This window comes from Massilia sp. Masssp93, assembly GCF_059491295.1.
In genome coordinates this window covers 5,263,651-5,275,787 of record NZ_CP168502.1, presented here as the reverse complement: position 1 = coordinate 5,275,787, position 12,137 = coordinate 5,263,651, and the positions used below count along the sequence as shown (strand labels likewise).

12 protein-coding genes are annotated in these 12,137 nt (G+C 66.6%); 5 read left to right on the top strand and 7 right to left on the bottom strand.

What is annotated here, in order from left to right:
* Positions 1-7 precede the first annotated feature (7 nt).
* The 7 genes from ACEN9Q_RS21835 to ACEN9Q_RS21805 all read right to left on the bottom strand — a co-directional run bounded on the left by ACEN9Q_RS21835 (position 8) and on the right by ACEN9Q_RS21805 (position 6,361).
* A complete protein-coding gene (locus tag ACEN9Q_RS21835; RefSeq protein ID WP_495626013.1) occupies positions 8-1,639 on the bottom strand; it encodes a DUF3426 domain-containing protein in 1,632 nt (543 codons plus the stop codon).
* A gap of 3 nt (positions 1,640-1,642) precedes the next feature.
* The gene (gene prmA, locus ACEN9Q_RS21830) at positions 1,643-2,596 is read right to left on the bottom strand and encodes a 50S ribosomal protein L11 methyltransferase (protein WP_495626012.1); all 954 of its coding nucleotides are present in this window, start codon (positions 2,594-2,596) and stop codon (positions 1,643-1,645) included.
* On the bottom strand, positions 2,593-4,002 hold the full coding sequence (gene accC, locus ACEN9Q_RS21825; protein ID WP_056441453.1) for an acetyl-CoA carboxylase biotin carboxylase subunit: 1,410 nt from the start codon (positions 4,000-4,002) through the stop codon (positions 2,593-2,595). The genes prmA and accC overlap by 4 nt, the downstream gene beginning before the upstream one ends.
* Positions 4,003-4,075: 73 nt before the next feature.
* Positions 4,076-4,540: an acetyl-CoA carboxylase biotin carboxyl carrier protein gene (gene accB, locus ACEN9Q_RS21820; protein WP_056441451.1), complete on the bottom strand. Its 465-nt coding sequence runs from the start codon at positions 4,538-4,540 to the stop codon at positions 4,076-4,078.
* Between the two features lie 88 nt (positions 4,541-4,628).
* Positions 4,629-5,066, bottom strand: coding sequence for a type II 3-dehydroquinate dehydratase (gene aroQ / locus ACEN9Q_RS21815; RefSeq protein WP_056441448.1), 438 nt, complete (start codon positions 5,064-5,066; stop codon positions 4,629-4,631).
* A gap of 118 nt (positions 5,067-5,184) precedes the next feature.
* On the bottom strand, positions 5,185-5,739 hold the full coding sequence (locus ACEN9Q_RS21810; protein ID WP_056441445.1) for a TlpA family protein disulfide reductase: 555 nt from the start codon (positions 5,737-5,739) through the stop codon (positions 5,185-5,187).
* On the bottom strand, positions 5,732-6,361 hold the full coding sequence (locus ACEN9Q_RS21805; RefSeq protein ID WP_495626011.1) for a hypothetical protein: 630 nt from the start codon (positions 6,359-6,361) through the stop codon (positions 5,732-5,734). Before ACEN9Q_RS21805 ends, ACEN9Q_RS21810 begins: the two co-directional genes overlap by 8 nt.
* 88 nt (positions 6,362-6,449) lie before the next feature.
* On the opposite strand from ACEN9Q_RS21805, the gene mpl reads away from it, so the two are divergent.
* The 5 genes from mpl (at position 6,450) to ACEN9Q_RS21780 (ending at position 12,109) form a co-directional block, all read left to right on the top strand.
* Positions 6,450-7,832 (top strand): UDP-N-acetylmuramate:L-alanyl-gamma-D-glutamyl-meso-diaminopimelate ligase, encoded by a 1,383-nt coding sequence (mpl, locus tag ACEN9Q_RS21800; protein ID WP_082547953.1) that lies wholly within the window; start codon positions 6,450-6,452, stop codon positions 7,830-7,832.
* The gene (locus ACEN9Q_RS21795; RefSeq protein WP_495626010.1) at positions 7,829-8,461 is read left to right on the top strand and encodes a YqiA/YcfP family alpha/beta fold hydrolase; all 633 of its coding nucleotides are present in this window, start codon (positions 7,829-7,831) and stop codon (positions 8,459-8,461) included. The genes mpl and ACEN9Q_RS21795 overlap by 4 nt, the downstream gene beginning before the upstream one ends.
* Complete coding sequence (locus tag ACEN9Q_RS21790) at positions 8,458-9,069, top strand: chorismate--pyruvate lyase family protein (protein WP_056441437.1); 612 nt, start codon at positions 8,458-8,460, stop codon at positions 9,067-9,069. Before ACEN9Q_RS21795 ends, ACEN9Q_RS21790 begins: the two co-directional genes overlap by 4 nt.
* Positions 9,070-9,071: 2 nt before the next feature.
* Positions 9,072-11,117, top strand: a complete 2,046-nt coding sequence (locus ACEN9Q_RS21785; protein WP_495626009.1) for a ribonuclease catalytic domain-containing protein — start codon at positions 9,072-9,074, stop codon at positions 11,115-11,117.
* Between the two features lie 140 nt (positions 11,118-11,257).
* The gene (locus ACEN9Q_RS21780) at positions 11,258-12,109 is read left to right on the top strand and encodes a TonB family protein (RefSeq protein ID WP_495628981.1); all 852 of its coding nucleotides are present in this window, start codon (positions 11,258-11,260) and stop codon (positions 12,107-12,109) included.
* The last annotated feature ends 28 nt before the right edge of the window (positions 12,110-12,137 follow it).

Sequence of the window (12,137 nt, the reverse complement as noted above, 5' to 3'; positions counted from 1 at the left end):
GGAAGCCTCAAGGATAGAAAACGAAAGTGTGATAGCCGGACGGCTGCAGGCCGGCCAGCGTGAAATGCAGCGCCACCGGCTGCTCCGTGTGCGGGCCGAAACCGCTCGCCGCCGGCGTACCGTGCGGCAGATAGTCGGCGGGCGCCAGGACCCGGCGCAGCACCGGCTTGTCGTTGGCGTCGGTCAGTTCGAGCTCGATGCTGGGCCACGCCAGCACGAGGTTACCCTGGTTGCGCAACAGCGTATTGAGCGCGTAAGTGCCCGGCCCCAGCGTGGTCAGCTCGCCCGTCTCGATGACGAGGTTCTCGGCCAGGGCCGGCAATTCGACGCGGCACCCCAGCACGGCGCAGGCGGCCGCCAGGGCCGGCTTCATGGCTGGATGCTGCGCCGCCAGCACGTTGCGGAAACCCAGCACCGTCTGGGCCGCGAGCGCGAGCAGCAACACGACGGCGCCCAGGGCCATCAGCATGCGCCGCGTGCGGCCCATGCGTTCCTGGCGGCGGCTGCGCTTGACGAATTCCGGCTCGTCGGCGTCGGCGTCGGGCGCCAGGCGCAGCTTCGGCGGTTCGATCTTCGTCGGCGTCAGCTTGGAGCGGCGCGCGCGCGCCTCGGACGCGCGGGCGGCCTTGCTGCGCACAGGCTGAACGGGCGGGATCATGGCCGGCGCCGGCGTGGACGGTTCGCTCCCGGCCGACGCGCGCAAGGGTAGAAAGGCGGGCGGGATGTCGTCGGCGGAGGGGGCGGGGGACGTCGGCACGGGCGCCTCGGCAGGCGCCGGCGTCGGTTCGGGCTGCGGCGCTGGTTCCGGTTCCGGTTCCGGCTCGGGCTCGGGCTCCGGCTCGTAGTCAGGCAGCGGCTGGGCGACGATTTCCTCGTCGACCGGCAGGCCGAAGCTCGGTTCGGCGCGGCCGGCGGGCGCGTAGGCGCTGGCCGGCACCGGTTCCGCATCCGCATCCGCATCCGTGCGCGGCGCCATGGCGGCGTCCGCGGGCGGTTCGGCGGCGGGGGGCATATCGGGCGCCTCACGGAAGACCGGTTCCAGGCGCGGTTCGACGCGTCCGGCGGGGGCATACGCGGCGGCGGGTGGTGGTGGCGCGGCGGGCTCCTGGACCGCTGCCGGGGCCTCAGCCGCCGCGACATCGGTTGCCGCAGCATCGGCTGCCGCAGCATCGGCTGCCGCGGCATCGGCTGCCGCAACGTCCAGGTGCGCAGCGGCCATCTCGTCTGCCGGCGCCGCGTCCTCCGGGGCCGGCGTCTCCGCTTGCGCTTCCTCGGCCTCGCGTGCGGGCGCGGACGCGCCGCCCGTGCGCCACACATGCGCGCGCGGCGCGGCGCCGGCGGGAGCGGGCGGATGCGCCTCGTCCGGCGCCTCCCCCTTGGGCAGGATGCCGAGCGGATCGAAGGTGTGGCCGAAGTCGAGGGTGTAGACCGGCAGCGCGTCGTAATCGGCGTCCGGTGGTGTGGACGGGGTGTCGGCGGCCGCGGGGGCTGCCGGCTTGTCCAGGTCGATCAGGTGGGCGTTGCCGTCAAAGATGCGCTGGCAGGCACCGCAGCGGACGATGCCGCCGCGGAGCTTGAGCTGGTCCGCGGCGACGCGGAACGTGGTGTGGCAATGCGGGCACTGGGTGGCGAGCGCCATGCCTTATTTGCTGTCGCCGATGGCAGCGCGGGGCTCCGGTGCTTTCGCCGCGCCGAGCTGCCCGTGAAGGGCGACCCAGCCGTCCAACTCGGCCCAGACGCCCAGCTTGATGAAAGGTGCGTACGCGGCGGCCACTTCATCGGCCTGGCGCGCGAGCACGCCCGACAGGATCAGCGAACCGCCGTCGGCCACGCGGCCCGAGAGCATCGGCGCCATCAGTTTCAATGGGCTCGACAGGATGTTCGCGACGACGATGTCGAAACGTTCGTCGCCGTGCTTCGACGCGACGAAGTCGTCCGGCACGTGGAAGTCGATCTCGCAGCGGTTGCGTTCGGCGTTCAGCCGGGCCGATTCGATGGCCTGCTCGTCGATGTCGACGCCGGTGACGTCCTGTGCGCCGAGCTTTTTGGCGACCATCGCCAGGATGCCGGAGCCGCAGCCGTAGTCCAGCACCGATTTGCCGGGTGCGGGATGCGCTTCCAGCCATTCCATGCACAGGCGCGTGGTCGGATGGCTGCCCGTGCCGAACGCGAGGCCGGGGTCGACTTCCAGGATCAGCGCGTCCGGGTCCGGCGCTTCATGCCAGCTCGGCACGACCCAGATGTTCTTGCCGATGTGGATAGGCTCGAACTGCGATTGCGTGAGGCGCACCCAGTCGGCATCCGCGACCTTGCGGGTCGTGAACGTGGGCGCGTCTTTCAGGCCGATGGCGGTGGCCGCTTCAAGGACGATCGCGGCCTGGTCGGCATCCTCGTCCGTCAGCGCGACGACGCGGCTGTGGTCCCAGGCGGCCTGCTCGGGCACCATGCCCGGCTCGCCGAACAGGGGCTTTTCGTCTGCCGTGCCTTCGTCCGCATCTTCCACCGAGACCGACAGCGCGCCCGCTTCCATCAGGGCATCGGACAGCCCCTCGGCGTGCTCGCGTGCGATCTCGATGATGACTTCGGTCCAACTCATTGTTCGGCCTTCGGATCAGCGGCTTCGGACTTGGCGCCGATCGCGCCATCCTTCGGCAGGTCCGGCTTGTGGGCCAGCTTCTGCTCCAGGTAGTGGATGTTGGTGCCGCCTTCGATGAAGCGGGCGTCGACCATCAGTTCGCGATGCAGCGGGATGTTGGTCAGGATACCCTCGACCACCATTTCCGACAACGCGATCTGCATGCGGCGGATCGCCTGGTCGCGGGTGGCGCCGTAGGCAATCACCTTACCGACCATCGAATCGTAGTTCGGCGGGACGTAGTAGCCGGCGTACGCGTGCGAATCGACGCGGATGCCGGGGCCGCCCGGCGGATGCCAGCCCGTGATGCGGCCCGGCGACGGCGTGAACTTGAACGGGTCTTCCGCGTTGATGCGGCACTCGATCGCGTGGCCCGACAGCATGATGTCGCGCTGGCGGAAGCGCAGCTTTTCGCCGCAGGCGATGCGGATCTGTTCCTGGACGATGTCGATGCCGGTGATCATTTCGGTGACCGGGTGTTCGACCTGCACGCGGGTGTTCATCTCGATGAAGTAGAACTCGCCGTTTTCGTACAGGAATTCGAACGTGCCGGCGCCGCGGTAGCCGATCTTGCGGCACGCTTCGGCGCAGCGGTCGCCGATCTTCTCGATCAGCTTGCGCGGGATGCCCGGCGCCGGCGCTTCCTCGATCACCTTCTGGTGGCGGCGCTGCATCGAGCAGTCGCGCTCGCCCAGCCAGACGGCTTGCTTGTGTTCGTCGGCGAGAATCTGGATTTCCACGTGGCGCGGATTCTCCAGGTATTTCTCCATATAGACTTCCGGATTGCCGAACGCGCTGCCGGCCTCGGCCTTGGTCATCGCGACGGCGTTCAGCAGCGCGGCTTCCGTGTGCACGACGCGCATGCCGCGACCGCCGCCGCCGCCAGCAGCCTTGATGATGACCGGGTAGCCGACGCGGCGCGCGGTCTGGATGATCTCTTTGGGATCGTCGGGCAGCGCGCCATCCGAACCGGGCACGCAGGGCACGCCGGCGCGGATCATGGCCTGCTTGGCCGCGACCTTGTCACCCATGATGCGGATCGATTCCGGACGCGGGCCGATGAACACGAAGCCCGATTTTTCGACGCGTTCCGCGAAATCGGCGTTCTCGGACAGGAAGCCGTAGCCCGGGTGGATCGCCTCGGCGTCCGTGACTTCGGCCGCGCTGATGATCGCCGGCATGCTCAGGTAGCTCTGCGCCGACGGCGCCGGGCCGATACAAACGGACTCGTCGGCCAGCTTCACGTACTTGGCGTCCTTGTCCGCCTCGGAGTGCACGACGACCGTTTTGATGCCCATTTCGCGGCAGGCGCGCTGGATACGCAACGCGATTTCACCACGGTTGGCGATAAGAATTTTTTCAAACATGGTAAGTTCGGTGTTTCTTTGAGTGCCGGCGGCATGCCGGGAGGGCGCGGTCGAACGACCGCGCCGGGAGACATCAGCCGATCACGAACAGCGGCTGGCCGAATTCGACGGGCTGACCGTTTTCCACCAGGATCTTGGTGATGGTGCCGGAGGCGTCGGCATCGATTTCATTCAGGAGCTTCATCGCTTCGATGATGCACAGGGTTTCGCCTTCCTTCACGGTCGAACCGACTTCGACGAACGCCGGGGCGCCCGGCGCCGAGGAACGATAGAAGGTGCCGACCATCGGCGACTTGACGACGTGGCCGGTCGGTTCGGCCGGTGCGGCCGGTGCCGCGGCGGGCGCGGCGGCCGGTGCCTGCATGGCCGGCGTCGAGTATTGCTGGACGCCCTGCTGCGGCATCATGACCATCTGATTCTGCGGGATTGCCGAGGACTTGACGATGCGGACCTTGCTTTCACCTTCGGTCACTTCGAGTTCGGCGATATCCGACTCGGCGACGAGGTCGATCAGTGTCTTGAGTTTTCTTAGATCCATGTGAAACCCCTTGGAATTATTTGTTTAAGAGCATACGGCGCGTCGGGTGGTACGCACTTACGCGCGGAATGCGTGAAGTTGACGTAGATTAACGCTGTTTCAGCGCGAAGTCGATGGCAAAGCGATATCCATCAGTTCCCAGTCCGCAGATCGTGCCGAGCGCGATCGCCGACAAAAACGAGTGGTGCCGGAATTCCTCGCGCTTGTAAATATTAGAGATGTGCACTTCAACGAACGGAATATCGACCCCCGCCAGCGCATCGCGCAGTGCGACGCTGGTATGGGTCAGTCCGCCCGGGTTGATGACGATCGCATCGACGCCTTCCTGACGGGCAGCGTGGATACGGTCGATCAGCGCGCCTTCATGGTTGCTCTGGAAGCAGGCGATCTCCGCCCCGGCCGCTTCGGCCTGGGCGGTGGCGGCCTGCTCGATGTCGGCCAGCGTCGCCGCGCCGTACACCGCAGGCTCACGTGTCCCCAGCAAATTCAGGTTGGGGCCATTGAGCAGCAGTAGCTTTTTCGCCATGTTGAACCGTCTGTTTGCCCGAAAGACAGGCATTTTGCCGCCAACGTTACGTATTGGCAAGCGATAAAAAGAAGTCGGAAAATAAGTGCACGACCGTTCACAGGGCGCCGGCCGCGACCTACAGCTTGGCGAGGTCGGCGCGCACCTGATCGAACTTGAGGCGGCCCAGGTAAGTCTTGCGGACCTGCCCATCTGCGCCGATCAGCACGGTAAATGGCAGTCCGCCGTTGGCGTTGCCGAGATCGCGCGCGAGGTCGGTGCCGCCCATGCCGCCTACGTACAATGGGTAGGCAATCTTGATTTTACGGGCAAACTCGGCGAGGTTCGTGGGGGAATCGATGCCGATGCCGATGACATTGAAATGCTTGCCGCCGTCCTTGGCCGCCAGTGCGGACAATTCCGGCATCTCCGACACGCATGGCGCGCACCACGATGCCCAGAAGTTGACGAGCAGCGGCTTGCCCTTCCACTGGCCGAGCGGCTGCGGCTTGCCGGCGAGGTCGTTCAGCGACGATGCATACAAATTCGTCACGGCCGTGTGCGGGCGGCCGTCCGTCGGCGCATACGTCGTCGTCAGCGGGCCCTTGGCGTCCTGCTTGACGCCGGCGATGGCGCCCAGCACGGTGAAGGCGGTGGCCAGGATCACATAGCCGGCCAGGTGTTTTTTATTCATCTTGTTCGAGGGAGTCGTTGGTCATCAGGGCGCGCACGGTGGCGGCATCGGCGCGCTGCAGGCGGCCGTCGGCGCGGGGCTTCAATGCGCCCCGCAGGTCGTTCATCTCATATAACTCGGCGTGCACCATCTCTGTTTGCCACGTAAAACTGACCGTTTCCACCGGGTCGTGGCGGCCGCCCTTGAAGTGGGGCGTTTCCGAGATCTCGATATTGACGTTGCGGTTCAGGAGCCAGATTTCGACTTCCTTGGCGCTGTCGGCAAATAATTGCAGGTGGATGACGTCATGTTCGCCCGCCGTCCCGTTCAGCACGGCACCCGTGAGATAGGGGCGGAACTCAGCCAGTTGTTCCATCACTTCGAGGGCGGCGCTGCGCATGTGCCTGACGCGCGCGGCCTGGGCGGGCCCCTGGAACAGGGTCTGGTAGCGGCGTACCTCGTCCTCGACCTGTATATTATCCGGCAAATAATTCGGCGAAGGCCGATCCACGCCGAGCACCTGGCGCGCCGCCTTCGTCTTTGCCGTGGAGTAGTCCGCCCCGTCCTGGGCGATCAAGCGGGCGGCCGTCGCGGCGATGCGTGCACGCACCTGTTGGAGGTCGTCATTTGAATTGGGCATCATGTTCGAGATCATACTCTTGAAAGGAAAATGGCATCGCGTCGGGTAGAATCGCGTATTCGCCATTAACCGATCTCTCATTCGGCACGTCATGCACATCCATATCCTCGGCATCTGCGGCACCTTCATGGGCGGCCTCGCGGTGCTGGCCAAAGAGGCCGGCCACCGCGTCACCGGGTGCGACGCCAACGTCTATCCTCCGATGAGCACCCAGCTCGAAGCCCAGGGCATCGAACTGATCCAGGGTTACGGGCCCGAGCAGGTGAACCTGAACCCGGACCTGTACGTCGTCGGCAACGTGATGACGCGCGGGAATCCGCTCGTCGAGGAAATCCTGAACCGCGGCTTGCCGTACGTGTCTGGCCCGCAATGGATCGGCGACCATATTCTTCGTAATAAATGGGTGCTCGCCGTCGCGGGGACGCACGGCAAGACGACGACGTCGTCGATGCTGGCGTGGATACTGGAAGATGCCGGGTATTCGCCGGGCTTCCTGATCGGCGGCGTGCCGCTGAACTTCGGCGTGTCGGCGCGCCTGTCCGGCGAGACGGATTCGGATTTCTTCGTCATCGAGGCGGACGAGTACGACACCGCCTTCTTCGACAAGCGCTCGAAATTCGTGCACTACCACGCGAAGACGGCCGTGCTGAACAACCTGGAATACGATCACGCCGACATCTTCCCCGATATCGGCGCCATCGAGACGCAATTCCACCACCTCGTGCGCACGGTGCCCGGCGTCGGCCGCATCGTCGTCAACGGCGACGAAGCGTCGCTGGCGCGCGTCCTGAAGCGCGGCTGCTGGAGCGAGAAGGAAAGCTTCGGCAGCTCCGGGGGCGTCGACTGGAGCCTCGTCGAGCATCCGGGCGGCTCCAGCTTCGACGTCTTGTTCGGCGGACAGCACCAGGGCACTGTCCACTGGGACCTGACCGGCCACCACAACCGCAGCAACGCGCTGGCCGCCATCGCTGCCGCGCGCCACGTCGGCGTCCCGCCCGCGCAGGCGATCGATTCGCTGGCGCGCTTCCAGAGCGTCAAGCGGCGCATGGAAGTCCGCGGCAAGGTCAAGGGCGTGACCGTGTACGACGACTTCGCGCACCATCCGACGGCCATCGCGACGACTATTGGCGGCCTGCGCCAGAAGATCGGCGCAGGGGATAAAAGCGGCGCCCGCATCCTCGCCGTGCTGGAACCGCGTTCGAACACGATGAAACTGGGGGCCATGAAAGATGCGCTGCCGGGCAGCCTCAAGGATGCCGACCTCGTGTTCGGCTTCGGCAGCCAGCAGGCGCTGGGCTGGTCGCTGGCCGACGCGTTGAAACCGCTGGGCGCCAACGCGCACAGCTTCGACCAGCTCGACTACCTGGTGCAGGCGGTCGTCCAGGCCGCGCAGCCGGGCGACCACATCCTGGTGATGAGCAATGGCGGCTTCGGCGGCGTCCACCAGAAGCTGCTGGAGGCGCTGGCAGCATGAGCGGCATCACACCGCATCTTCTTTACTTGCACGGCTTCCGTTCGTCGCCGCGCTCGTTCAAGGCGCGCGTCGTGCAGCAGCGGATGGAAGCGGCCGGCCGCGCGGGCGACCTGATCTGCCCGCAACTGCCGCCGTCGCCCAGGGCCGCGATGGACCTCGTGCTCACGCTGGTCGAGCGTTACGCGGCAAAAGGGGACAATGCGCTGGCGATCATCGGTTCCTCGCTGGGCGGCTTTTACGCCACCTGGCTGGCCGAACGCTTCGGCTGCCGCGCCGCGCTGATCAATCCAGCCGTCGACCCGTTGAAGGACCTCGACAAGCACGTCGGCATCACGACCGAATGGCACACCGGCGAACCGTTCGAGTTCAAGCGGGACTATATCGACGAGCTGGCCGCATTGAAGGTCGGCACCATCACGAGGCCGGAGCGCTATTTCCTGCTGGCCGCGACCGGCGACGAGGTGTTGGACTACCGCGACATGGTTGCGCATTACGCGGGTGCGCACCAGCACGTCATCGAGGGCAGCGACCACGCGGTGTCGGAATTCGAGCAGTATGTCGACGAGGTGCTGGCGTTCTGCCTGACGGATAATCTGCAAGGCGGCGCCGGATCGGACCCGGCAAGGTGAGGCCGGGATCGCGGCGCCAGGCCCGCTGGCTGGCGCATCCGGACGGCGTGCACGCGCCGGCCGCCATGCGCGACTGGCTGACGACGCCGGGCTCGCTGACGGCGCGCCTGATCGCGCACAGCCAACATTTTCGCGTACAGAAACTGCGCCAGGCGGGCAACGTCTGCCTGGCGGACGAGGCCGGCGCCATCGGCCTGGCGCGGCCCCAGCGCGTGTGGGAGCGCGAAGTGCTGCTGCGCTGCGATGGCCGGCCGGTCGTGTACGGCCACACCGTCGTGCCGATGAGCGCCAGCGCGAGCGACTGGCCATTGTTTTCGGCGCTGGGCGAGCGTTCGCTCGGCACCACGCTGTTCTACGATCCGAGGGTAACGCGCGGCGCGCTCGAATTCGCGCGGCTGCGTCCTGGCCATCCGCTGCTGGCCCGCGTGCGTGACGCGCTCGGCCACGATGGCCCGGCGCGCGAGACTTCGGTTGGTCCGACGGACATGACTTTTTTTGCGCGGCGTTGCGTATATCGCCGCCGCCAGGGCCTGCTGCTGGTCACCGAGGTGTTCCTGCCCTCGGTGCTGGATCTTGTAGCGACCGCAACCAATATGAATACGAAATAAACATGAACTTATTTTTCGAAGAATCCGGCGATTTCAAGGTCGGCACCGTGCTGTCGCAGGCGGGCGAGGCTTACCAGGTCGAAATGCCGAGCGGGAAGCGTACCAAGGTCAAGGCGCGTGACGTGCTGCTGCAGTTCGACAAGCCCGATCCCGCCACCCTGCTGGAACAGGCGAAGGCCGTCGCGGCGGACGTCGACCTGGAATTCCTGTGGGAAGTCGCGGGCCAGGAAGAGTTCGGGTTCGCGGAACTGGGCGCGGAATACTTCGGTCATTCTCCGGTGCCGTTCGAAGCGGCCGGCCTCGTGCTGGCCCTGCACGGCTCGCCCATCTATTTCTACAAGAAGGGCCGCGGCCGCTACAAGGCGGCGCCGGAACAATCGTTGCGCGCCGCACTGGCCGGCATCGAAAAGAAGAAACAGCAGGCCATCGTCCAGGCCGCGTATGTCGAGGAACTCAAGGCCGGCACGCTGCCGGAGGCGATGCAGCCGCTCGTCCAGCAACTGCTGTTCAAGCCGGACAAGAACAGCATCGAATACAAGGCCCTCGAGACGGCCGCCGACGAATTGCAGACGACGGCGCCGCGCCTGATGCTGTCCACGGGCGGCATCGCGTCGGCGAAAGAGCTGCATATGGGGCGCTTCCTGTTCGAACACTTCCCGCGCGGCGCCGGCTTCCCGCCCGTGGCCGTGCCGGCGCCGACCGGCGACCTGCCGCTCGCGAACGTGGCCGCGTTCTCCATCGACGACGTGACGACGACCGAGATCGACGACGCGTTCTCCGTCGAGACGCTGGCCGACGGCACGGTCCGCGTCGGCATCCACATCGCCGCGCCGGGCCTGGGCATCCGTCCGGACGACGCCATCGACAAGATCGCCCGCGCACGCATGTCGACCGTGTATATGCCGGGCGACAAGATCACGATGTTGCCGGACGAGGTCGTCGAGGCCTACACGCTGGCCGAGGGCACCGACTGCCCGGCGCTGTCGCTGTACGCCGTGCTGGACCCGGCCACGTGGTCCGTGATCTCGACGACGACGCGCGCCGAGCGCGTGCCCATCAAGAACAACCTGCGCCACAACGACCTCGATGACGTCGTCAACGAGGACACGCTGAACAGCGGCGAGGGCGACTACCCGCACAAGACCGAACTGGGCCTGCTGTGGCAATGGGCGCTGCAGCTGGAAGCGGGCCGCATGAAGAAGCGCGAGGATTTCGGCCTGAAGCCGGAGCAGGCCAACCGCGTCGACTTCAATTTCTATGTCGAGGACGACGTCGTGACGATCGTGCGCCGCAAGCGCGGCGCACCGCTGGACAAGATCGTGGCCGAGCTGATGATCTTCGCCAACAGCACGTGGGGCAAGCTGCTGCACGACTGCGGCGTGCCGGGCATCTACCGCTCGCAGGGGCCGGGCGCCGGCGGCTGGGCCGCCAAGATGCAGGTGCGCATGGTCACGCACGCGGCGCCGCACCAGGGCCTCGGCGTCGATCAGTATGCGTGGTCGACGTCGCCGCTGCGCCGCTACACCGACCTCGTGAACCAGTGGCAGATCCTCGCCTGCGCCAGCAACGGCGTGACGGCGCCGCTCGTCGCCCCGTTCAAGCACCGCGACGCGACCCTGTTCTCGATCGTCTCCGCCTTCGACGCCGCGTACTCGGCCTACAACGACTTCCAGCAGAACATGGAGCGTTACTGGTGCCTGCGCTGGCTGGCGCAGGAAAACGCCAGGCAGGTCGATGCCGTCGTCTTGAAGGACGAGGTCCTGCGCCTGGTCGAGATCCCGCTCGTGATCCGCCTGCCGGGCATGCCGCAGGCCGCGCGCGGCGCCCAGGTCCGCCTGGACATCGTGCGCTGGGACGAGGTCGACCTGGCGCTGGAGGCGCGCCTGCTCGAGGTGGCCGCCGTGGCGCCCGAAGCGGCCGCGGAGCTGGGGCTGGACGAGGAAGAGGACACGGGCGAAGCCGCGGCGGCGGAAGCGGCCGAGGCCGAAGGCGCCGTGGCCGTCACCGATCCGGAGACGCAGACCGATGTGGCGGGCGAGCAGGCATGATGCCGTTTGGTGGGCACGGGGTGCCCACCCTACGTTAAAGGCTCGCACACGCCTGGCCCGCACGGTAGAATGGGCAGTTCCGTGATCCCAACCGTCCCACCCCGCAGCGCGTGAAGACCCTCCGACACAACCGTCCCCTGATGATCGCCATCGCCTGTTCGGTGCTGGCGCACGCCGCCCTGCTGGCGATCCGCTTCGCCGCGCCGGATGCGTTCCGGCTGCGGCCGGCCGATCCGGGCCTGGAGGTCATCCTGGTCAACGCCAAGCATGCGCGCGCGCCCGTCAAGGCCGACGCGCTGGCGCAAGCCAACCTGGACGGCGGCGGCAATGCCGATGCCGGCCGCGCCCAGTCGCCCCTGCCGGACCTGCGCAAGATCGAGAACGGCGACAGCATCAAGGCGCTGCAGCGCCGCATCGCCGACCTGGAACTGCAGCAGAAAAGCGTCCTGACGCAGATGCGCCAGTCGCAGTTCAACCGCGCGCCCCTGGCCGAACAGGACAAACCGGACCCCAGCCGCACGGGCGCCGACACCCTCGATTCCACCCGGGCCATCGCGCGCATGACGGCCGAGATCACCCAGCGCATCGCCGACGAGAACAAGCGCCCCAAGAAGACGTTCATCAGCCCCAGCACGCGCGAAGTCGGCTACGCCATGTATTACAAGGCGATGCAGAAGCGCGTGGAGGAGGTCGGCACGCTGAACTTCCCGCAGCAGAACGGGAAGAAGCTGTACGGCGAACTGGTCGTCTACATCCCGATCTTCCAGGACGGCACCCTCTACGAAAAGGAAGGCGGACCGCGCATCGAACGCAGTTCCGGCAACCCGGCGCTGGACAAGGCCGCGCTGTCCATCGTGCGCCGGGCGGCGCCGTTCGGCAAATTCCCGGCCAATATGCGCTCGACCGACAAGGACGATTTGTGGATCGTCGTCACCCGCTTCAAATTCACGCGCGAGGAAAAACTGCAGGCGGAATTGCGCGGGGGCGGCTGATGGCTGACGGCAGACTGAATGCAGGAGA